Here is a 22,106-nt window from a genome sequence, read left to right on the forward strand (position 1 = left end):
TCACGCGATCTGCTTGAGCGACGCGTCGAGCGCGCGCGCCGCGATACGATCGCCTTCGGTCGTGAGCGGCGTGCGCAGCACGAACTGGCGATTGTGGCCGACCGCGGCCGGCGAATCCCAAACGAGTTCGATCTTCGGCCGCGCGAATCCGCGTCTGGCCGGCCGTGCGGCCGAGGCCGGCGCCGGCTCCGGCGAAACGGGCCGCGACGCGCCGGCCGGAGGCGGCGCTTCGTTTGGCGCGGGCGTATCGCTCGGCGCGGCTGGCCCGATCGGCGCAGCGCCGGAAACCGAAGTCTCAACCAAAACCCGCGCATCGCTCGAAGCCTGCGTCCCGGCCAGTCCCGATGCGCCGTCCGACGCCGCGCGCTGCTGCGACTCCGGCGCATCGCCAGGCGCCGCGCGCTCGATCGCAACCGATTCCGCCGTCGCAACCGGCATCGCCCCCGCAGCGTGCGACGAAACCCTTTCGGCACCGCCCCGCCGCTCGTCGGCGCCGGCCGCGGCCGCATCCGGCCCGGCGACGCCCGCCGGCCAGCGAACCGACAGTTCACGCGCGTCGTACTGGCCGACCTTGCGGCTTTCCATCCAGACGACGACGGTGCGCGTCACCCCATCGAGCGCGATCGCATAGCGGCCGATCGCAAACCGGCGTGCGGCGACATTCGTGCGCCACAGCGCACGCGGCCGGCACATCCAGATGACGGCCGCGTAGAGCGCCGGCGCGGCGAGCAGCCAGCCGTTGCTGACCGCCAACGCATGCAGCGCGCGCCGCCAGCCGGCCGCCCACGCGAACACGCCCACCGACCATGCGGCGAACACGAAGCCGAGCAGCGCGAACAGGCGCAGCGCCTGGCGCAGCCACTGCGGCAGCGGATGGAACGGACGCTCGGCGCGCGCTTGCGCGCCGGGAAGAACGAGCAGCAGGAAGATCAGGACGACGTTGATGCACGCCCACGGCGACGACGCCATCGCCGACAGCGATGCGCGATATCCCATCAGCGACATCGAGAAGAGCCAACGGGCGAGAAACACGAGACCGATGGCTCGCAACGCGAAAATAACCCCCGAGCCGGGAGCCGGTGTCGCGCGCGTGGTTTTCGTTCTCGCCAAAACTTTCTCCTCATGACAGCCCTGCCGGGGCGGGATTTTACGGCACGGCCATTATAGGGACATTGCTTGGCAGGCTGACGCCGGCAGGCGGCAAATCGCCGGTTTGCGGCTGTTCCCGCCGTGGCGGCGCGGCGTGGATACAACAGATCGGCGGCAACGAGCGCCAATGCCGGCAGCCCGGCAACGCGGCGGGCAGCGGCGCGCAATCGGCACCGCTCGCCTGCGCACGCGGCCCTCGCCGCGCCGCATCGGGACGCGCCGCCGCATCTTGGATGCCGGTCAACGCGCCGAATGGCGGAAAAACCGCCCGCCGAAATGCACGATGCCCCGCCGGGCCAAGCCCGGCGGGACATCCATCAATGTACGGCGCCGCGGCGCATGCAAGCGCCGCGATGAGGTGCGCGTCAGCCCGCGTTGACTTCGCGCAGCACTGTACGGCGTTTCTGGCGCAACAGTTCTTCGTAACCCTTCACATAGTTACGCGCCATCACCTTCGACGTGAAGCGCGCGTCGAACGCTGCGCGCACGCGCTCGCGCGGCAGCGTTGACAAGCGCTTGACCGCGGCGACCGCCGACAGCTCGTCCTCGACGACAAAGCCGGATACGCCGTTTTCGATCACCTCGGGCACCGAGCCGCGCTTGAACGCGATCACGGGCGTGCCGCACGCCATCGCCTCGATCATCACCAGGCCGAACGGCTCCGGCCAATCGATCGGGAACAGCAGCGCATGCGCATTGCCGAGGAATTCGGCCTTCTCGGCTTCGCTGATCTCACCGATATACTCGACGTGCGGCAGCGAGAACAGCGGCTTGATCTTCTCTTCATAGTACGCACGGTCCGCCTTGTCGAGCTTCGCCGCGATCTTGATCGGCATGCCCGCCTGCTCGGCGATCCGGATCGCCGTATCGACGCGTTTTTCCGGCGAGATGCGGCCGAGGAACGCGAGGTAGCTCGGCTTCACGCCGGGCAGCGGCTTCAACAGGTTCTCGGGCAGGCCGTGGTGGACGGTCGACAGCCAGTTCGCCTGTTGCAGCGGCATGCGCTGGTTGTCGGAGATCGACACCACCGGCACGTTGTTGAACGTATTGAAGATCGGCTGCAACTCCGGCAGGTCCAGGCGGCCGTGCAGCGTCGTCAGATGCGGCACCGGCTGGCGCGAGAACAGCGAGAACGGGTAATAGTCGATATGGAAGTGCAGCACGTCGAATTCGTCCGCGCGGCGGCGCACTTCCTCGAGCAGCAGCATGTGCGGCGCCATCACGTCGCGAATCGTCGGATCGAGGCGCAGCGCCTGCGGCCACACCGCCTCGAGCTTCGCGGAGGTCTGCGAATCGCCGCTCGCGAACAGCGTGACGTCATGCCCCATCTCGACGAGCGCTTCGGTCAGATAGGACACCACCCGTTCAGTACCGCCGTACAGTTTCGGGGGAACCGCTTCGTGCAACGGAGCGATTTGAGCGATTCGCATGCGTACCTCCTAAAAAAAATCGGCAAGAAACAAAGCAAAGCTGCCGCGGATCGATTACACCGCGCGTATAACGGTTCAGCGGTCAATCGGTTGACAGGTTGCCGTAAAACAGTGCCGGATAAGGGCAAACCCGGATGGGATTATCGGCGATCATGCGCAGGCCAACGCACGGCATTTCAAACTCTTTACGTTGTTACAAAGATGCAACACTTTGTCGATCTTCAAATCAACAGACCACTTTAGAGTAATTGTGTCCGGTTCCGCCGCCAAACCCGAGATTTTATCCTAAAACGCGTTGCATCCCCACGCGTGCCACCGGCCAGGCGCAACGCACCAGCCGGCTTGTTTACAATGCTGACTTTCGCCCGCTCGTTCATGCCCGCTTTTTGGACGAATTCTGAACCATTTGCGGCGCAGCGGCCAACACGCGACACTCAACCCTCGTTTCTCCACACGCATTGATTTTGGAAGCTCTCACTCCCGCTCAACGCAATGCCCACAACGCGAAGCTCGCGAGCTACGCGCAGCGGCCGCTCGCGTTCCTGCTGCGCTATATCCGGATGCATCCGGTCGCGCATATCGTCGTGCTCGCGAGCGTGCTCACGGCGGTCGGCTGCGCGCTCGGCTCGCAGTATGCGATCAAACACCTGATCGACGTGCTCGCGGCCGGGCGCAATCATCCGGGCCCGCTATGGAGCGCGTTCGCGCTCCTCGTCGGCCTGATCGCCGCGGATAACCTGATGTGGCGCGTCGGCGGCTGGGTCGCCGCGCACACGTTCGTCGCGGTCACGGGCGATCTGCGCCGCGATCTGTTCCAATATCTGAGCGGCCACTCGCAGACCTACTACGCGGAGAAGCAGCCCGGCACGCTCGCGAGCCGGATCACCGCAACGTCGAACGCGATCTATACGGCCGAGAACACGATGGCGTGGAACGTGCTGCCGCCGTGCATCGCCGTGCTTGGCGCGATCCTGATGATCATCGTCGTCAATCCGCAGATGGCGCTCGGCCTGCTGTCATGCTCGGCCGTGCTCGCCATCGTGCTGTTCAAGCTCGCCAAGCGCGGCTCGGTTCGCCATCACCGGTTCGCGTCGAAGGCGGCGGCCGTCGACGGCGAACTCGTCGACGTGATCGGCAACATGGGGCTCGTGCGCGCGTTCGGCATGACGCTGCGCGAGCAAAAGCGCTTTGCCGCCACCGTCAAGGCCGAAATGGATGCGCGCCAGCAAAGCCTGCTCTATCTCGAGAAGCTGCGGCTCCTGCATGCGGTGATCACCGCGATGCTGTCGGCGGGCCTGCTCGGCTGGGCGCTGTGGCTGTGGAACCAGGGGCGCGCGACGTCCGGCGATATCGTGCTCGTCAGCTCGCTCGGCTTTACGATCCTGCACGGCACGCGCGATCTCGCCGTCGCGCTCGTCGACGTCACGCAGCATGTCGCACGCCTGGCCGAAGCCGTGCAGACCCTGCTCGAGCCGCACGGCATGCCCGACCGTTCCGATGCGGTCGCGCTCGCGCCGAAGGGCGGGCGCGTCGATTTCGAGCGCGTGACGTTCGCGTACCCGCACCGCCGGCCGATTCTCGACCACTTCGACCTGCATATCGAGGCCGGCCAGCGCGTCGGCCTGATCGGCAAATCGGGCGCGGGCAAATCCACCGTGCTCGCGCTGCTGCAACGCTTTTACGACGTGCAGAAAGGAACGATCAAGATCGACGGCCAGGATCTCGCGTTGATCACGCAGGACAGCCTGCGTCAGTCGATCGCGCTCGTGCCGCAGGATATCTCGCTGTTTCACCGCTCGATTTACGACAACATCGCATACGGCCGTCCCGACGCGACGCACGAGGAAGTGCTGGCCGCCGCGCGCGACGCGCGCTGCACCGAGTTCATCGAGGCGCTGCCGGAAGGCTTCGAGACGATCGTCGGCGATCGCGGCGTGAAACTCTCCGGCGGCCAGCGGCAACGGATCGCGATCGCGCGCGCGATCTTGAAGGACGCGCCGATCCTGTTGCTCGACGAGGCGACGTCGGCGCTCGACAGCGCGTCCGAAGAGGCGATCCAGGCGGCGCTCGACCGGCTGATGACGGGCCGCACGGTCATCGCGATCGCGCACCGGTTGTCGACGCTGCGCAATTTCGACCGGATCATCGTGATGAGTTCGGGCAAGGTGATCGACGACGGCAGCCCCGACGTGCTGCGCAACCGCCCGGGCCTCTATCGCGATCTGCTCGCCAAGCAGCATGGGCGGCATGCGCCCATCACCGAGAGCGGCAACGCGCCTTCGGCGGACGGCGAACGCGTCGCGTAAAAGCCGCGCGCCGCGCTAAGTTTCACGCATCGCGCGGCTGCCGTGCCGCACGGGGCTGCAACGCCCGCACCGCACCTGCCGGGCCGCCGGCACGGCTGCGTCAGCGCCATGCGGGCGCCGTCAGGCAACGCCGCCCGCGCCCGTGCGCGACAGATCGCGCAGAAAATTGTCCCGCCAGACCGACACGTTGTTCTCGCGCAGCCGCGCGAGCATATCCGCATGGCGCGCGCGCCGCTCGGCGAGCGGCATCGACAGCGCGCGCGCGAGCGCATCGGCCATCCCAGCGATATCGATCGGATTGACGACGAGCGCGCCGTCGAGTTCGCACGCCGCGCCGGCAAAACGCGACAGCACGAGCACGCCCGGATCGTCCGGATTCTGCGCGGACACATACTCCTTCGCGACGAGGTTCATCCCGTCGCGCAACGGCGTCACGTAGCCGACACGCGCAAGCCGGTATAGCGCGGCGAGCACCGGCCGCTCGTACTGCCGGTGGATGTACAGAATCGGCGCCCAGTCGAGTTCCGCGAAGCGGCCGTTGATCCGCCCGGACTCGCCCTCCAGCTGCCGGCGCATGTCTTGATACGCGCGCAAATCGGCGCGCGTCGACGGCGCGATCTGCAGAAACGACACCCGATTGCGAAACGACGCCTCATGCTCAAGCAGCTTCTCGAACGCGCGAAAGCGTTCGACGAGCCCTTTCGAATAGTCGAGCCGGTCGACGCTCATCACGAGCTGGCGGCCGCGCAGCGACGCGGCGAGCGAACGCACCGCGCGGCCGTTCTCGCCCGCCTTCGCAAGCGCGGCGATCTCGTCCGGGTAGACGCCGATCGGATAGGCGTTCGCGCGCAGCGTGCGCCCGAACGCGCGCACGACCGCCGGGCCCGTCGCGGAGCGCTCGACCTCGCCGCCCGCCTCGGATTCGACGTAGTCGCAAAACGCCCGCAGGTCGGTCCGGGTCTGAAAGCCGAGCAGATCGAACGAGCACAGCGCCTCGACCAGCTCACGGTGCGGCGGCACGTTGACGAGCACCTGCGCGGCCGGAAACGGAATATGCAGAAAAAACCCGATCCGGTTCGCGACGCCCGCCGCGCGCAGCGCCTGCGCGAACGGAATCAGGTGATAGTCGTGGACCCAGATCACGTCGTCGCCGCGCAGCAGCGGAACGAGTTGCCGCGCGAGCCACACGTTCACGCGCGCGTAGCCGTCGAATTCGTGGCGGTCGTACTGGATCAGATCGGTGCGGTAATGGAACGCGGGCCAGAGCGTCGCGTTCGAGAATCCCCGGTAGTACTGATCGTAATCGCGCCGTGCGAGGCCGATCGTCGCGAACGTCACGGGCCCGTGCTCGTCGATGCGGATCTGCGGCGCGCCCGACGCGACAACCTCGCCGCTCCAGCCGAACCACATACCGCCCGTTTCCTTCAGCGCGTCGTAGACGCCGATCGCAAGCCCCCCCGCCGCGGGCTCCCCTTCCGAGATCGGCGCGACGCGATTCGACACGATGATCAGGCGACTCATGCCGGCGCGCGCTCCGCGTCGATCCAGCGCTTGAGCTGCGCGCGCAGCGCGGCGACCGAGTCGATCCGCGCGCGCGCCATCGTATCGCCGGCGCCGACCTTGATCGACAGCCCGCCGCACGCGTTGACGACCGCGAAGCCCTGTTCGTCGGTCAGATCGTCGCCCGCGAACACCGGCATGCGGCCGGCGAACGGCGGCTCGTTCAAGAACGCCGCCACCGCGCGCCCTTTGTCGACACCCTTGGGTTTGATCTCGAACACCATCTTGCCCGGCTGCAGCACGTAAGCGTCCGGATAGTCGTCGACGAACCGTTCGAGCGCCGCGCGCGCGACGCCTTCGCGCTCCGGCGCGTTCCGGAAATGCAGCGCGAGCGCCGCGCCCTTGATTTCGAGCAGCATCCCCGGATGGCGATCGACCAGCGCCGCGAGTTCGCGCTCGATGCGCAGCAGGCGCGGATCGTCGAAGCCGATGCGCTGAGTATCGCCGTTCGCGTCGCGCCGCTCCGCGCCGTGCAGTCCGGCGACGGGCAGATCGGGCAGGTTCAGGAACGCGTCGATACTGTCGATTCCGCGTCCCGATACGATCGCGACCGCGCCGTGCGACAGGCGCCGCAGCGTGTCGACAAGCGCGGGCAGATCGGGCGGCACGTGGATCGAGTCGGGCGTGGGCGCAAGCTCGACGAGCGTGCCGTCGAAATCGAAGAAGAACGCGGTGCGGGTAAGAGAAACGGAAGCCGGAACGGATTGCATCGATTCGCTGATCAGAATGGCCGCCGGCGGGCGCGCCCGCCGTGCGAATGTGCGCATCTTACCGCGCCTGACCTGCGCGATGAAAAAAGCGCGTCGGCAACCGCCGGCCGCCGATGCTCCGGCACACGCGCGGCGCTGCGACATTTTGCCCCGCTTCGGCGCGCGGCCCGCATTTCGAAAAGACGATCCCGATCAAATTGCGCTACAGTCGCAACCGCCGAGCGCGCTCGGTGCGGGCTTCGCCGGCCGGCCTACCGCGGCAGGCGGCGCTACATTCGCCGCGATTGTTTTCGAGATGGCGGCCCGATACGGCAAAAGCCATGGATAAGCGCCGCCGCCGCGCGCTCGTGACAGCGCACGGCGCGCCGCAGCGGCCGTGCAACCGGCCGCGCCGCCGCCGGCCGGCGTCTGAGGAGCTGCCCGCACGCCGCCGTCGCACACGAGATCGATTCGAACCGGATTTACCGATGCCGTTTCCGCCGCCGTTTGCCTTTTTCACGCCGCGCTGTCGCGTCGCGACGCCCGCCACGACATGCCGCCCGCGTATCGCGGGCATTGCCGGCGCATGCGTGGCGGCGCTCGCGCTCGCCGCCTGTTCGCCGCGCGGCGAGCCATGGCGCCTGACGAACGTCACCGGCCACCTGCCCGATCTGACGTTCTCGCTGACGGGCGAGGACGGCAAGCCTATCGACGCAGCCGCATTCCGCGGCCGCGCCGCCCTCGTCTACTTCGGCTACACGCATTGCCCGGATGTCTGCCCGGCCACGATGGCGCGGCTGATGCAGGTGCTCGCGCTGCTCGGCCCCGGCGCGCGCGGCGTGCGCATCCTGTTCGTGTCGGTCGATCCGGCGCGCGACACGCCCGCCGCGATGCGCGACTATGTCGGCGCGTTCGACGCCGAGCACGCCTATGGCCTCACCGGCAGCGAGCGGCAGATCGAGCAGCTCGCCAAGCGTTATCGTGTCGCGTACCAAATGGAAAAGCGCGACCCGCGCGGCGGCTACGAAGTCACGCACAGCTCCGCCGTCTATGTATTCGATGCGCAAGGCCGCGCGCGCCTGCTCGCGACCGATCAGGATTCCCCCGACGCGATCGCCGCCGATCTGCGCCGGATCATCGACCCTCGTTCCTGAACCGGAACTCACTCACCGCCCCGCCCATGAACTCGAAACTGAAATCCGTCGTCACACTCGCCGCGCTCTCGCTCAGTTTGCACGCAGCAGCAGCCGGCCCCGCGCCGATCACCGCGCAGAACGCGTGGATGCGCTGGCTGCCGAACAAGCTGCCGGCAGCGGGTTACGTGACGCTCGTCAACACCAGCGACAAGCCGGTCGATCTGGTCAACGTCGACAGCCCCGACTACGGGATGGTGATGCTGCACCGGACCGTGTCGAACGGCTCGACGCAAAAGATGGAAATGGTCGACAAGCTGACGATTCCCGCGCACGGCAAGGTCGATATCGCACCGGGCGGCTATCACCTGATGCTCGAGGAGCCCAAGCACGCGATCAAGCCGGGCGATACCGTGCACCTGCGCCTCGAATTCTCGGACGGCGAGAAACTCGACGCACCGTTCGCCGTGAAGGCGCCCGCCACGGCTCAATAATCCCCGGGCGGCGCGCGATGAACCTGCTGTACTGGCTGGAACCGTGGGAGCCTTCGCCGACGGTCGTGATCGCCATGCTTACCGCCGCCGTGCTGTTCGCGCGCGGCGCGCGCAAGGCCCGCGTATCGATATCGCGGCGCGTGTCGTTCTGGTTCGGGCTCGCCGCGCTCTACGTCGCGCTGCACACGCGGCTCGACTACTTCTTCGAGCATGAGTTCTTCATGCATCGTGCGCAGCATTTGGTGCTGCATCATCTCGGGCCGTTCTTCATCGCGCTGTCGTATCCGGGCGCGGCAATCCGCGCCGGCATTCCGTTCGCGTGGCGCCGCCGCTTCGTGCGCCCCGCGCTTGCGCAGCCGTTCGTGCGCGCGACGCTCGACGTCGTGTTCCATCCGGTCGTCGCGGTCGTGCTGTTCGTCGGGCTGATCTATTTCTGGCTGCTGTCGCCGATCCACTTCGTCGCGATGCTCGACTGGCGGCTTTATCGCGTGATGAACTGGAGCATGGTGATCGACGGGCTGCTGTTCTGGTGGCTCGTCGTCGATCCCCGCCCCGCGCCGCCCGCGCGGCTCGCGCCCGGCAAGCGGATCTTGATCGTGGTCGCCGCGATTCCGCCGCAGATCGCGCTCGGCGCGCTGATTTTTTTCACGCCGCACGAGCTGTATCCAATCTATTCGATCTGCGGACGTGCATTCACCTGGTTGAGCCCGCTGCGCGATCAGCAGATCGGCGGGCTGCTGCTGTGGATTCCCGGCTCGATGATGAGCGTGATCGGCGCGCTGATCGCGCTGCGTCACTGGCTGCGTCTATCCGCGCGCGGCCGGTTGCGTAACGAACGGCTCGCCCGCGCCGACATGCCGCCGCGGCGCTCGCGCACCGCCCGCCCGGCGCCGTGACGCGGCAAGCCAAGCGCGGCCGCATCGGAACGAACGGCACGTTACGCGCTGCGCAGCCGGCAGACCTTACGGGCGATCGGCAAGCAGCAAACGAGGCACAAGCAGCCCGCCGGCGCGGCCGGCCGCCGAAGAAGCTTCGGCAAGGATAAGGCCGCCAGTCGCTCCAGCGCGCGCGGCCCGTGTGCCGCCGCTCGTCATGCAGGCAATCGCATCCACACGTGCGCGATGCCGTCCTCGTCGTGCACGTCCGAACTCAGCGCGAAACCGAACGCGCGATAGAACGCCTGCAAACGCGCCTGTGCATGCAGGCTGACCGGCCGATTCGGCCATTGCTCGCGAATGCGCTCGAGCACGGTCCCGAGCATCGCGTTGCCAACGCCCATGCCGCGAAACGGCTGCGTCGTCAGCACGCGGCCGATCAGCACGTCCGGCTCAGGCGCATCGGACAGCCACACCCGCACATAGCATGCGAGACGGCCGGCATCATCGTATCCGGCGAGATGCCATGCTTTCTGGTCCACGCCGTCGACGTCGCCGTACACGCAATGCTGCTCGACGATGAACACCGCGTTGCGCGCGGCGAGAATCGCGTAGATCTCATGCGGCGTGAGCGCGTCGAACGGCTTCCAGCGCCATTCGAGCGGCGCACACGGCTGGGGGGCGGCGGTCGACGAGGAACCGGCGGACGGAGATAAGGGCATGATCTGACTTCCGAATGTCCGAATGAATCGATGCGTGGATTCGGATTATGCCCCGGCTCGACGCCGGATTTCCCGTAAACTAGATAAATCGCCGCTTTGTCCGGCCCGTTCACGCTGATCCCGATTGACCATGTTCCAACTTTCCGAAGCGCTTCCCACGTCGAAACCCGCGCTCTACGCCGCACTCGCCGCCCAAGCGCGCGCGCTGATCGAAGCGGAAACCGATATCGTTGCCAACGCGGCAAATTTCTCCTCGCTCGTCTACCACTCGCTCGACGGGCTCAACTGGGCCGGTTTCTATTTTTACGATGGCCGCGAGCTGGTCGTCGGGCCATTTCAGGGCAAACCGGCATGCGTGCGCATTGCGCTCGGCAAAGGCGTGTGCGGCACCGCCGCGCAGGCCCGCCGCACGCAAGTCGTGCGCGACGTACATGCGTTTGCCGGCCATATCGCCTGCGATTCGGCGTCCCAGTCGGAAATCGTCGTGCCGCTCGTCGCACGCGACGGCACGCTGATCGGGGTATGGGATGTCGATAGCCCGCATGTTGCGCGCTTCGATGACGACGATGCGAACGGCATGGAAGCGCTGTGCAAGGTGTTCGTCGAAGTCGCGTGGGGGCGGCACGCCGAGCGCCGCTGAACGGGCACGCCGACGAGCGCGCCGATGCATGCTTCGCGCGCGGTAGACATGGGCCGAACATGGCGTGAGCGCGGTGCGTAACCGCCCGAGCGCAGCGGGTACGACGCAACCGCGCCCGCTGCTCAACGCCTATCCGGCGCGAGCCCCCGCCTGTCTGCGAACGGCGAACGCACATCGCGGCGCCCCCACCACGCGCGCATCGCAACGACCATCACCGCGAGCACCACGAACACGAACATGCTGCCTTCGGGGCCTGCGGCCCCGCCGCTCAACCACGCGTTGCCGAGCGGATGCGCGGCAAACAGCACGCCCTCGACGAGCCGGCCGCTGTCCGCCGCGCCGTAAAAATACGATTCGCCCCAATCCCACGCCGCATGGAAGCCAATCGCCCACCATAGCGAGCCCGTATACCAGAGCGACAAACAAAAGACGACGCCGAACAACGCCGCCGACACGAGCCCGACCGCCGTTTCGGCCGAACTCAGCGCATGCATCGCGCCAAACAACGCGGACAACAATACGGCGCCCCACCAGAATCCGATCCAGCGCGTCAGCGTGTACTGCAAATAACCGCGCAACAGCGTTTCCTCGAAGAGGCCGGTCATCATGAACGACGCACCCCAGACCACCGCATAGATCCAAGCACGGCCGCCATGCAACGACGGCGCATCGAGCCTCAGATAACCTGCATACGACAGCGCGAGAACAAGACACGAAATCGCTACAAAGCCCCAGCCTACGCCGAACAACAGGCGGCGCCCACAAGCGCTGCCCCGCAGGCCGAACGAGAACGGGGAGCGCCGCTCGCATTTCGCGAGCACGGCCGTCGCAATGGCAACGGCCGCCAATTGCATGCACTCCATCCCGAAACCGGCGGCAACAGACAACGAGCCATCGTCGTGCGGCATCGGCATCAGCCGGCGCGCGACGAACGCCATCGCGCCGATGCACAGCGCAAAGATCGCCACGAACAGCAACACGCCCCACCCGGCGCGAATGCCATGCGGGCCAAAAACGATCCGACGGAGCATGCGACGCATCGCACACGGCGGCGGTACGGACTGCCGTGATTCGTTGACGGATTGGTCCATGTGGGATTTTCCGGGCGATGAGATGATGGGCATGCATGGACACGCGCGCGCGATCGATGCCGCATCGTTCGAACCGCCAATACGGCCCCAAGACGCGCTCGCGCATTCTGCCACGCCGTCGGCATGTGTCAGAACGGAAAGTCGCTCGCTGCGCCACGCGCATCGGAGCATACGAGGAAGCGACAGATTCGAGAAAATTAATTCTTCGCGCTGACGGCGCGAACCGATGCGCACCTACATCAGTCCTGCTCGCCAAGCATTTGCACCAGTTGGATCAGGTTACCGCACGTATCGTCGAAGACGGCGATGCGCACCGGGCCTGCATCCATCGGCGCCTGCGTGAACTTGACGCCCAGACGCTCCAGTCGTTTGAACTCGGCGTCAATATCATCGACCTGGAACGAAGTCGCCGGGATTCCGTCCTCGAACAGCGCACGCTTGTATGGCGCCACGGCGCGGTGAACGCTTGGCTCGAGCAGCAGTTCCGTTCCGTCGCGCTGCGCTTTCGACACCACGGTCAGCCAGCGATACGCGCCGGCCGGGACATCGCGCTTCAGCTCGAACCCGAGCTTGCCGGTATAGAAAGCCAACGCGTTGGCCTGATCATCGACGAAGATGCTCGTCACGTAGATGCGCATAGTGTTTCTTTCCGGGAGGCGGTGATTGATCAAAAACGCTCTGCGGGCGAAGTGGATCGGAACTGACGCGCCGGTCATTCATACGGCGGGCGAACGCGTCGTTCATGAAACCATCTATGCCCCGGAGGCCCCCTTGGGAGGCAGCCCTGCCATGTCGAGGCGTAGGTGCAATCCTACACCCGGAAAGAATTGGGTCGATCGGCCTTGCATTGCCGGAGGCCCAGCATCGGCAACCCGGCGGGGCACTCCGCAGGATCTTGCAGACCGCTCGCCCCGACGGTGAAACGTACCGCAATTTGGAATGACGCTGCCGAGAGCGTTGGTAACAACGATCGCGAACGACTGATTTGCCGAACCGTCGCCGGCGTAACGCGCTGCCCAAACGATCATCGCAGCGCCGGGATAAAAGTGACTTTAGGAAAAGCTTCGAGCGTCGGATGACGTGTTCCCACCTCCCGAAGGATCGTGCGAGGTGCGTTGAGGTCAACTCACTGCACAGGCGGTTACACGTGTTTCTCGAGTGGTTAGACGCGATTTCGCAGCATCCTGAGCGCTTTTCGTATGAGGACGAGAGTGCAGCGGAAAAAGAAAAGCCCTGATTTCTCAGGGCTTTTTCTCTTCTTACTTGGAGGCGCGAGCCGGAGTCGAACCGGCCTAAACGGCTTTGCAGGCCGCTGCATAACCGCTTTGCTATCGCGCCGTAAGCGGACTGTCGAATCGTCACGGCGCCAGCGGCGCTTGAACGATCCGCAGATTGGATTCAAAAGCTCAGCGAGCCTATCAAACAAAAAGGGAAGCCCGGCTTCCCCTTGTTCTGGAGCGGGAGACGAGTCTCGAACTCGCGACCTCAACCTTGGCAAGGTTGCGCTCTACCAACTGAGCTACTCCCGCATCATCCTGCATTTGCAGACTTTGCCAAACCACATACCAGCAAAATGCCGCACTGAAACCTGGAGCGGGAGACGAGTCTCGAACTCGCGACCTCAACCTTGGCAAGGTTGCGCTCTACCAACTGAGCTACTCCCGCATTTTGCTTCTCTCCGCCGCGCCGTTCAGAGCACCTCGCAGTGGAGAAACGAGATTATGCGGAAACTAGATTTGTGTGTCAAGCGTTTTTCGCGCCCTTTTTCTTTGGCCGCTGCGTCCGGCTTCGAAGCGCTCATGCCGCCCCGCCGCGCTCGCGTATCTGTGGCCACGCGAGCTTCATGTAATACAGCATCGACCAGATCGTCAGCACCGCCGCGAGATAGATGAGCCACAAGCCCAATGTGCGCGTGTCGAGCACGATGCCGCCGCCGAGCGTCAACTGGCCGTAGTACAGCAGCATCGGAATCGCGGTCATCTGGCAAGCGGTCTTGAACTTGCCGAGCGAATTCACGGCCACGCTCTTGGATGCGCCGATCTGCGCCATCCACTCCCGCAGCGCCGAAATCGCGATCTCGCGGCCGATGATCACGAGCGCGATCGCCGCGTCGATCCGCGAAAGCTGCACGAGCATCAGCAACGCCGCCGTCACCATCAGCTTGTCGGCAACGGGGTCCAGAAACGCGCCGAACGCCGACGTCTGGTTCCATTTGCGCGCGAAGAAGCCGTCGAACCAATCGGTCAGCGCGGCGAGAATGAAAATCACCGCCGCCGCTAGATTGCGGTGCTCAGCGCTCAGCATCACGTCCGGCAAATAAAACACACCGACGACGAGCGGAATCAGCACGATTCGCACCCACGTCAGAAAGATCGGGAAATTAAACGGCATGGCATGCGATACGGTTGGAGGATGTGCAATTGTGCCGCGCCGGGCGCGCTGCCACAAGCAACGCGCCCGGCCTGGCATCCGGCTTGCCGCCCGGCGCGCGGGACGAGCGTGAGCGGCGGCCATCGCGGCAACGCGCATGCCGACCGGGGAAAATCGCGGCGGCCCGCAGTGGCGGGCCGAATCGGCGCGAATCGCCGCCGCCAAGCGGCTCGACGCGCGCCTGATCGGTGCAAGCGCGAACGAACCGTCGGCTCCGGCACGCCGGCGCCCTCAACGCCCCGGCACGCAATCGTTCAAATCGTTCAATCAATGCAGTTGCCGATAGATCTGCTCGGCGAGCGCGCGCGAAATGCCATCGACGCTCGCCAATTCGTCGACACTCGCCGCAACAACACCGCGCAATCCGCCGAAGCGCGCAAGCAATCGCTGCCTGCGCTTCGCGCCGATGCCCTCGAGTTCCTCGAGCCTTGAGGTCTGACGCGCCTTCGCACGCTTGGCGCGCATGCCGGTGATCGCAAAGCGGTGCGCCTCGTCGCGGATCTGCGCCACGAGCATCAGCGCCGCGCTATCCTTGCCGAGTTCGAGCGGCGCGCGGCCATCGGCGAACACGAGCGTTTCGAGACCGACCTTGCGCCCCTCGCCCTTCGCAACGCCAACCAGCATCGAGCAGTCGAGCCCAAGCTCGGAGAACACCTGGCGCGCGATCTCCACCTGGCCGCGCCCCCCGTCGATCAGCACGATGTTCGGCAGCCGCGCGACCGACGCGGCAGCCTGCGCCGCATCCGCGTCGATGCCGACCGCCGCGTCGCTCACGGTCTCGGCCTCCACTTCCTCGACCATCTTCTCGTAGCGACGCGTGAGCACCTGACGCATTGCCGCGTAGTCGTCGCCGGGCGTGATCCCGGCGATGTTGTAGCGCCGATATTCGGACGACTGCATTTTGTGATGGTGATAGACGACGCACGAAGCCTGCGTCGCCTCGCCCATCGTATGGCTGATATCGAAGCACTCGATGCGCAGATGCGCGAGATCGTCGCTCTCGAAGCCGAGCACGTCGGCGAGCGCACGGGTGCGCGCTTGCTGCGAGCCCTGTTCGGACAGCAGCCGCGCGAGCGCGAGCCGCGCGTTCTGCTCGGCCATCGTGAGCCATGCGCGCCGTTGGCCCTGCGGCTGCCGGACCAACGATACCTTGTGCCCGGCCTGCTCGGTCAGCAGATCGAACAATTCGCGATTCGCCGGCGCATGGCTCACGACGAGCACCGGCGGCACGCGATTGCCCAAGTAGTGCTGCGCGATGAACGCTTCGAGCACTTCGGTTTCGAGCGGCGCGGCTTCGGCTTCGGCGCTATCCGCGGCCTCTTCGGCTTCGGCGGCCTCGGCCGCGCCAGCGGCGCCCGCCGCCTCGGCCTGCACCGATTCAGCGTCGCGCGCGCGGCCGTCCTGCAGCCCGCGCTGCGCCGCCTGGTCGGTCGCCGCGCTGACCCGGGCGGCAGCCGCTTCGGCATCCTGCGGATCAGCGCCACCCGCGCCCGTATCCGCCGGCACGCCGCCGACGTCGCGCGCCGCGCTCCCTGCCGGCGCGCCATCCCGCTGCGCGTGCTCCGCGCCGGCCGCCACCTCCGAGAGCGACAGCGCGCTGTCGACATGCGCCGGAAAATACGCCTTGTCGCCGAGATGCCGGCCGCCGCGCACCATCGCGAGATTCACGCACACGCGGCCCCCCTGCGCGACGACGGCGAGAATATCAACGTCGCTGTCGCTGCCAACCTCGATCGCCTGCTGATGGAGCACCTTCGCAAGCGAACTCATCTGGTTGCGCACGGCGGCCGCCTGCTCGAACTTCAGCTCGGCCGCGAACGCATGCATCTTCTGCTCGAGTTCGCCCATCACCTCGCTCTGGCGGCCGAGCAGGAAGCGTGACGCGTTGCCGACGTCGCGCGCATAGTCGTCCTCGCCGATCGCGCCGACGCACGGCGCCGAGCATCGCCCGATTTGATGCAGCAGACAAGGGCGCGTGCGGTTGTTGAACACTGAGTCCTCGCAGGTACGAAGCTGAAACACGCGCTGCAGGATCTGAATGCTCTCGCGCACCGCCCATGCGCTCGGAAACGGTCCGAAATACTGGTTTTTCTTGTCGACCGAGCCGCGGTAATACGCCATTCGCGGAAAACGGTGGCCGGTCAGCTTCAGGTACGGGTACGACTTGTCGTCGCGAAACAGGATGTTGTAGCGCGGCGCGAGCGCCTTGATCAGGTTGTTCTCGAGCAGCAGCGCCTCGGCCTCCGAGCGCGTGACGGTGGTCTCGATGCGCGCGATGCGCGTCACCATCATCGCGATACGCGGCGACAACTGAGTCTTCGTGAAGTAGCTCGACACGCGCTTTTTCAGGTCGCGCGCCTTGCCGACGTAGAGCACCGCGCCTTGCGCGTCGTAATATCGATAAACGCCCGGCAGGTGCGGCAATTGGGCAAGGATCTGCTTGGGTTCGAAAGAGGAATCGGGTGCGTCGGGGGTTGTCATGCGCAATCGGCGCGAGCGGCGCGCGCGAACGAGGTCATTTAAAATTGCCAGTTTAGAGCATTCGCCGCGCGGATTTCGCGGCCCGCGCGCGGTAAAGCGCCGGATTCATCCGGCCGCCCCGCGCACGGCCCGTCCGGATCGCCGCACGCCGTTCGTTCGCCCGCTGCCTGCCTTCGCTTCTGCATTTTCATTGCCCCAAAAATGAAGTCGTCCGCCCCGCTCACGCCCCCCGCCGCCAGCACCGTCCGCTCCGCGCCCCACACGCCAGAGCCGATCGCCGCCGATATTTTCTGCGCGGTCGTCGACAACTTCGGCGACATCGGCGTGTGCTGGCGCCTCGCGCGCCAATTGGCCGCCGAGCATCGCTGGCAGGTACGGCTTTTCATCGACGATCTGTCGACGTTCGCGCGGCTCGAGCCCGCCGCGCGCATTGACGCCACGCGGCAGATGCTAGACGGCGTCGCCGTCGAGCATTGGCGCGAGCCTGCGCATGCGGGCGACACGCTCGAGATCGCCGACGTCGTGATCGAAGCGTTCGCCTGCGAGCTGCCCGGCGCGTATGTCGCCGCCATGGCGCGCCGCGCCCGGGCACCCGTGTGGATCAATCTCGAATACCTGAGTGCCGAGGACTGGGTGCGCGATTTTCATCTGAGGCCGTCGCCGCACCCCCGCTACCCGCTGACCAAGACGTTCTTCTTCCCGGGCCTCGGCCCCGGCACGGGCGGCGTGCTCAAGGAGCGCGACCTCGACGCGCGGCGGCGCGCGTTCGACGCCGTGGGCGGCGCAAACACCGCGCACGCCGCACGCGACGCTTGGTGGCGCGACGTCGCGGGCCGCCCCGCGCCCGCGAACGGCACGACAGCCGTCTCACTGTTCGCCTACGAGAATCCGGCCGTCGACGCACTGCTCGAACAATGGCGCGACGGCGCCGAGCCGGTCGTACTGCTCGTGCCCGAAGGCCGGATCTCGGCGCGCGTCGCACGCTTTTTCGGAGCCTCCGGATTCGGCGCAGGCGCGCGCGCGGCGCGCGGCAACCTGAGCGCGCACGGGCTCGCCTTCGTCGCTCAGCCCGATTACGACAAGCTACTGTGGGCATCCGACATCAATTTCGTGCGCGGCGAGGATTCGTTCGTGCGCGCTCAATGGGCGCGCCGGCCGTTCGTCTGGCAGATCTACCCGCAAACCGACGACGCCCATCTGCCCAAGCTCGACGCCGCGCTCGCCCACTATACGGCGGGACTCGCGCCGGCCGCGCGAGCGGCGGCCGAACGCTTCTGGCATGCATGGAACGGCGCGGGCGCGCCCGATTGGGCCGATTTTCAGCGCCATCACGCCGCGCTGCGCGCGCGCGCGGCCGTTTGGGCCGACGAACTCGCCGCTATCGGCGATCTTGCCGGAAATCTGGCGAATTTCACAAAAACTCAGTTAAAATAAACGGTTATCCAACGGCTCACTACGACTACGCAAGTCCGTCCGAAGCCGCGCATGCAACACATGCAGCTCACGTGACAGATATCGCGAACGTGTCGCCCGCACGCTCCATACACGTGCGGCCAGGTCATTCGGACTGTTTGCGCCGTTAGCCGTTGAGCGACGCTCAAGCAATTTCTCCCATTCAGGATAGTTTTAGTCATGAAAACCGCACAGGAACTCCGCGTAGGCAACGTCGTGATGGTCGGCAACGACGCATGGGTCGTCTCGAAAACGGAATACAACAAGTCGGGCCGCAACGCCGCCGTCGTCAAGATGAAGCTGAAGAATCTGCTGACGGGCGCCGGCCAGGAATCGGTCTACAAGGCCGACGACAAGTTCGAAGTCGTGGTGCTCGACCGCAAGGAAGTGACGTATTCGTACTTCGCCGACCCGATGTACGTGTTCATGGACGCCGACTACAACCAATACGAAGTCGAAGCCGAGATGATGGGCGACGCGCTCAACTATCTCGAAGACGGGATGGCATGCGAAGTGGTGTTTTACAACGAAAAAGCGATCTCGGTCGAACTGCCGACGGTCCTCGTGCGCGAGATCACGTACACGGAGCCAGCGGTGAAAGGCGATACGTCGTCGGGCAAGGTGCTGAAGAACGCGAAGATCGCGACCGGTTTCGAACTGCAAGTGCCGCTTTTCTGCAATATCGGCGACAAGATCGAAATCGATACGCGCACGAACGAATACCGCAGCCGCGCCTAAAGCGAACGGTTTCGCGCCCCGCCGCACGAAGCGCCCTTTGGGGCGCTTTTTGTTTATATGACGCAGCTTGTTGCATAAAGGCGCCACATCATAAACAATGCATTGAGAACGCTCTTGCGGTATTCGATGCGTCTCACCGGTAACTATTTTGTAATCGATGGCGAATACCGTCCACCGAGCGTGCGACGGGCATAAAATGCGTTCCTTATCCCGAAATGGGGCTGTATGACGGCTCGCCGACCCGGCCGGTTCTTGAACTCGCGCACACCATGCCACACGCCCTGATTGTCGAAGACGATCCCAATAGCTTGTCTGGTCTGACCGCACTGCTCGCCGCGGACGGTTTTTCCGTCGACACCGCAACCTCGCTCGCCGAAGCGCGGGGAGCGCTCGCACGTTCAATCCCCGACGTCGTGCTCGTCGATCTGAACCTGCCCGACGGCAGCGGCTTCGATCTGCTGCAAAATCTGCCGCAACAGCAGCCAAACGGCTCGCTGCCGGTGATCGTGCTGACCGGCAACGCCACGGTCGAAAGTGCGATTGAAGGACTGCGGCACGGGGTATGGGATTATCTGCTGAAGCCCGTCAACATCCCGCGGCTGCGCAGCCTGCTCGCGCGCATCCCACGCCCTTACGAACTGATCGAGGAAGTGCAGTCGCTGCGTACCGCGCTTCGTCAACTTGGCCGGTTCGGCGCGCTCGTCGGGCGCAGCGACGCGATCCAGCACGTCTACGACATGATCGAGCACAGCGCGCGGACCGAAACCGCGGTACTGCTGTGGGGCGAGCCGGGCACCGGCAAGGAAACGGCCGCGCGCACGCTGCACCAGTTGAGCCGTCGCCGCAAAGGCCCGTTCGTTGCATTCGACTGCCGCGCCGCCGCGCAATCGCCGCGCAACATCGAAACCAATGGCCTCGCGATCGAAAGCATGTTGCTCGGCCGCGAGCGCACCGGCTATGCGGGCGTCGAGCGCCGCGATCCGGGCCTCTTCGAGCAAGCAAGCGGCGGCACGCTGTTCCTCGACGAAATCACCGCGCTGCCGTTGTCGTTGCAGGATGCGCTGCTGCGCACGCTCGATTCGCAAAATTTCATGCGCGTCGGCGGCACGACTGAAATCGCAAGCGACTTCCGGCTGATCGCGACGACACGCCGTCCGGCCCGCGAGGCGGTCGCGAACGGCACATTGCGCGAGGACCTGTGGCTGCGTCTCGACGCCGCGTCGATCAGCCTGCCGCCGCTTCGCGAGCGTGACGACGACGTGATCCGGATCGCCGACGCGTTCGTCGACGAGTTGAACCACGATGCGCGCGCGGCGGGCCTGAGCATCACCGACAAGCGCCTGGCGCCCGGCTTTATCCGCGAATGCCTCGCATACGAGTGGCCCGGCAACGTGCGCGAACTGCGCGAGCGCGTGCGGCTCGCATACGATGCGTCGGGCGACTTCATCGAAACGCTGCGCAAGGCTGATGCGTATCTACAGCCGGGCGCGACGTTGAACGGCAGCAGCGTTCAGGTGCGCGTCGGCACGCCGCTCGCGGACGTCGAGGACCTGCTGATCCGCGCGACGCTCGACGCGGTCGGCGGCACCCGCCATCGCGCGGCAACGCTGCTCGGCATCAGCCCGAAAACGCTCTACAACAAGCTGCAACGGATGAAACTGGGTTGAGCGCGGCCGCCGCTGCCGGGGCGGCCGCGCGCCGCCCTTGCCGCCCTTGCCGCCCTTGCCGCCCGCGGCTGCCGCTGCCCCGCTTGACCAATCCGCCTGCCCCCCGCTCGGCGGGGCCGCTCACCCGCCCTTCGTTCAGGCCATCGTCAATCCGCATGGCTCGCACCGTTCGCAGGGTGTCGATGCCGAACCGGGCGAACGCGGGCCGTCCGCATTCAGGCGAACGCCTCACGCAGCAGCACCTGCGCGCGCAGATACTCCGGACGGCGTATCAGTTTGTCCCAGCTCGGCGCCCTGCCCCGAGGCCGCATCCGCTTGATCCGCTGTCGCGACTCCCGCGACGGCGCCGCGCGCAGCTCGTTCAACACCCGCTCCGCCGCCTCCGGCTGATTGCAGATCAGCACCATATCGCACCCCGCCGCAAGCGCGGCCTGCGCCGCCTGCGTGAGCGTGCCGCCCTCGCGCGCCGCCTCCATCGACAGATCGTCACTGAACACCGCGCCCGTAAAGCGCAACCGGCCGCGCAGCACGTCCTGCAACCAGATGCGCGAAAAACCCGCGGGTTTGCTGTCGACCTGCGTATAGATCACGTGCGCCGGAATCACCGCGGCCAGCGACAGCCCAAGCCAATCGTAAGGCGCGGCGTCGTTGGCGAGAATCTCGTCGAGCGGACGATCGTCGGTCGGCAGCGCGACATGCGAATCGGCCTCGGCAAAGCCGTGACCGGGAAAATGCTTACCGCAGTTCGCCATCCCGGCGAGCGCGAGCCCATGATTGACGCTCTTCGCGAGCAACGCGACGACGCGCGGATCGCGATGGAACGCGCGATCGCCGATCACCTGCGAGCGGCCATAGTCCAGATCGAGCACCGGCGTGAAGCTCATGTCGATCCCGCACGCGCGCAGTTCGGACGCCAGCACGTAGCCGAGCGCCGTCGCCACCTTCGTCGCGACGAGCACGTCCCGGTCCCACAGTTCGCCCAGGCGACGCATCGCCGGCAGCACGGTAAAGCCGTCGGTGCGAAAGCGTTGTACGCGCCCGCCTTCGTGGTCGACGGCGATCAGGATGTCGTCGCGCACCGCGCGGATCGAATCGGTCAGCGCGACGAGTTGCTTGCGGCTCTCGAAATGCCGCGCGAACAGAATCACGCCCCCCGTCAGCGGATGTGCGAGACGGCGCACGTCGGCGCGCGTGAGCGTCTTGCCGGCGACGTCGAGCATCACCGGGCCGAGAGTCGGTTTCATTGAAT

Annotated in this window: 18 protein-coding genes and 3 tRNA genes; 8 read left to right on the top strand and 13 right to left on the bottom strand. The window is 66.0% G+C overall.

Features of this window, described 5'->3' with window-relative positions:
- Together WS68_RS16535 and WS68_RS16545 are read right to left on the bottom strand one after the other, a co-directional pair.
- Nucleotides 1-1,110, bottom strand: a complete 1,110-nt coding sequence (locus tag WS68_RS16535) for a hypothetical protein (protein ID WP_059571830.1) — start codon at nucleotides 1,108-1,110, stop codon at nucleotides 1-3.
- 404 nt (nucleotides 1,111-1,514) lie between these two features.
- A complete protein-coding gene (locus tag WS68_RS16545; protein ID WP_059571832.1) occupies nucleotides 1,515-2,579 on the bottom strand; it encodes a glycosyltransferase family 4 protein in 1,065 nt (354 codons plus the stop codon).
- A 464-nt stretch (nucleotides 2,580-3,043) separates the two neighbouring features.
- Between WS68_RS16545 and WS68_RS16550 the strand changes: the two genes are divergently transcribed.
- A complete protein-coding gene (locus WS68_RS16550) occupies nucleotides 3,044-4,885 on the top strand; it encodes an ABC transporter ATP-binding protein (RefSeq protein WP_059571833.1) in 1,842 nt (613 codons plus the stop codon).
- A 120-nt stretch (nucleotides 4,886-5,005) separates the two neighbouring features.
- On the opposite strand, the gene otsA is transcribed toward WS68_RS16550, so the two are convergent.
- Both otsA and otsB read right to left on the bottom strand, forming a co-directional pair.
- Nucleotides 5,006-6,406: an alpha,alpha-trehalose-phosphate synthase (UDP-forming) gene (gene otsA / locus WS68_RS16555; RefSeq protein ID WP_059571834.1), complete on the bottom strand. Its 1,401-nt coding sequence runs from the start codon at nucleotides 6,404-6,406 to the stop codon at nucleotides 5,006-5,008.
- Entirely contained in the window at nucleotides 6,403-7,212 is an 810-nt protein-coding gene (gene otsB / locus WS68_RS16560) for a trehalose-phosphatase (protein WP_082710099.1), read from the bottom strand. Before otsB ends, otsA begins: the two co-directional genes overlap by 4 nt.
- A gap of 410 nt (nucleotides 7,213-7,622) precedes the next feature.
- Between otsB and WS68_RS16570 the strand changes: the two genes are divergently transcribed.
- From WS68_RS16570 to WS68_RS16580, 3 genes are read left to right on the top strand one after another with little or no spacing between them, the layout of a single operon-like run.
- The gene (locus tag WS68_RS16570; protein WP_059571940.1) at nucleotides 7,623-8,288 is read left to right on the top strand and encodes an SCO family protein; all 666 of its coding nucleotides are present in this window, start codon (nucleotides 7,623-7,625) and stop codon (nucleotides 8,286-8,288) included.
- Nucleotides 8,289-8,314: 26 nt separating this feature from the next.
- Nucleotides 8,315-8,761, top strand: a complete 447-nt coding sequence (locus WS68_RS16575; protein WP_059571836.1) for a copper chaperone PCu(A)C — start codon at nucleotides 8,315-8,317, stop codon at nucleotides 8,759-8,761.
- 17 nt (nucleotides 8,762-8,778) lie between these two features.
- Nucleotides 8,779-9,657: a cytochrome c oxidase assembly protein gene (locus WS68_RS16580; protein WP_059571837.1), complete on the top strand. Its 879-nt coding sequence runs from the start codon at nucleotides 8,779-8,781 to the stop codon at nucleotides 9,655-9,657.
- A 194-nt stretch (nucleotides 9,658-9,851) separates the two neighbouring features.
- Here WS68_RS16580 and WS68_RS16585 read toward each other — a convergent pair whose 3' ends face one another.
- A complete protein-coding gene (locus tag WS68_RS16585) occupies nucleotides 9,852-10,358 on the bottom strand; it encodes a GNAT family N-acetyltransferase (RefSeq protein ID WP_059571838.1) in 507 nt (168 codons plus the stop codon).
- A 130-nt stretch (nucleotides 10,359-10,488) separates the two neighbouring features.
- On the opposite strand from WS68_RS16585, the gene WS68_RS16590 reads away from it, so the two are divergent.
- Nucleotides 10,489-10,998 carry a GAF domain-containing protein gene (locus WS68_RS16590; protein ID WP_059571839.1) on the top strand — a complete coding sequence of 170 codons (510 nt, stop codon included), beginning with the start codon at nucleotides 10,489-10,491 and terminating at the stop codon, nucleotides 10,996-10,998.
- 122 nt (nucleotides 10,999-11,120) lie between these two features.
- On the opposite strand, the gene WS68_RS16595 is transcribed toward WS68_RS16590, so the two are convergent.
- The 7 genes from WS68_RS16595 to uvrC all read right to left on the bottom strand — a co-directional run bounded on the left by WS68_RS16595 (nucleotide 11,121) and on the right by uvrC (nucleotide 17,000).
- Nucleotides 11,121-12,029 (bottom strand): CPBP family intramembrane glutamic endopeptidase, encoded by a 909-nt coding sequence (locus WS68_RS16595; RefSeq protein ID WP_231753042.1) that lies wholly within the window; start codon nucleotides 12,027-12,029, stop codon nucleotides 11,121-11,123.
- Nucleotides 12,030-12,328: 299 nt separating this feature from the next.
- A complete protein-coding gene (locus WS68_RS16605) occupies nucleotides 12,329-12,727 on the bottom strand; it encodes a VOC family protein (protein WP_059571842.1) in 399 nt (132 codons plus the stop codon).
- A gap of 626 nt (nucleotides 12,728-13,353) precedes the next feature.
- Nucleotides 13,354-13,427: transfer RNA gene (locus WS68_RS16610), tRNA-Cys, on the bottom strand.
- Between the two features lie 115 nt (nucleotides 13,428-13,542).
- Nucleotides 13,543-13,618 (bottom strand) — tRNA-Gly (locus tag WS68_RS16615).
- Nucleotides 13,619-13,678: 60 nt separating this feature from the next.
- Nucleotides 13,679-13,754: transfer RNA gene (locus WS68_RS16620), tRNA-Gly, on the bottom strand.
- A gap of 132 nt (nucleotides 13,755-13,886) precedes the next feature.
- Entirely contained in the window at nucleotides 13,887-14,480 is a 594-nt protein-coding gene (gene pgsA / locus WS68_RS16625; RefSeq protein ID WP_059571843.1) for a CDP-diacylglycerol--glycerol-3-phosphate 3-phosphatidyltransferase, read from the bottom strand.
- A 306-nt stretch (nucleotides 14,481-14,786) separates the two neighbouring features.
- Nucleotides 14,787-17,000, bottom strand: a complete 2,214-nt coding sequence (gene uvrC, locus WS68_RS16635; RefSeq protein ID WP_059571845.1) for an excinuclease ABC subunit UvrC — start codon at nucleotides 16,998-17,000, stop codon at nucleotides 14,787-14,789.
- 201 nt (nucleotides 17,001-17,201) lie between these two features.
- Between uvrC and earP the strand changes: the two genes are divergently transcribed.
- The 3 genes from earP to WS68_RS16650 all read left to right on the top strand — a co-directional run bounded on the left by earP (nucleotide 17,202) and on the right by WS68_RS16650 (nucleotide 20,857).
- Entirely contained in the window at nucleotides 17,202-18,434 is a 1,233-nt protein-coding gene (gene earP, locus WS68_RS16640; RefSeq protein WP_059571846.1) for an elongation factor P maturation arginine rhamnosyltransferase EarP, read from the top strand.
- A 198-nt stretch (nucleotides 18,435-18,632) separates the two neighbouring features.
- Nucleotides 18,633-19,190 (top strand): elongation factor P, encoded by a 558-nt coding sequence (efp, locus tag WS68_RS16645; RefSeq protein ID WP_059571847.1) that lies wholly within the window; start codon nucleotides 18,633-18,635, stop codon nucleotides 19,188-19,190.
- Between the two features lie 269 nt (nucleotides 19,191-19,459).
- Nucleotides 19,460-20,857, top strand: coding sequence for a sigma-54-dependent transcriptional regulator (locus WS68_RS16650; RefSeq protein ID WP_059571941.1), 1,398 nt, complete (start codon nucleotides 19,460-19,462; stop codon nucleotides 20,855-20,857).
- 215 nt (nucleotides 20,858-21,072) lie between these two features.
- On the opposite strand, the gene nagZ is transcribed toward WS68_RS16650, so the two are convergent.
- Nucleotides 21,073-22,101 (bottom strand): beta-N-acetylhexosaminidase, encoded by a 1,029-nt coding sequence (gene nagZ / locus WS68_RS16655; protein WP_059571848.1) that lies wholly within the window; start codon nucleotides 22,099-22,101, stop codon nucleotides 21,073-21,075.
- Between the last annotated feature and the right edge of the window lie 5 nt (nucleotides 22,102-22,106).

This window comes from Burkholderia sp. TSV86, from assembly GCF_001522865.1.
Taxonomy (GTDB): domain Bacteria; phylum Pseudomonadota; class Gammaproteobacteria; order Burkholderiales; family Burkholderiaceae; genus Burkholderia.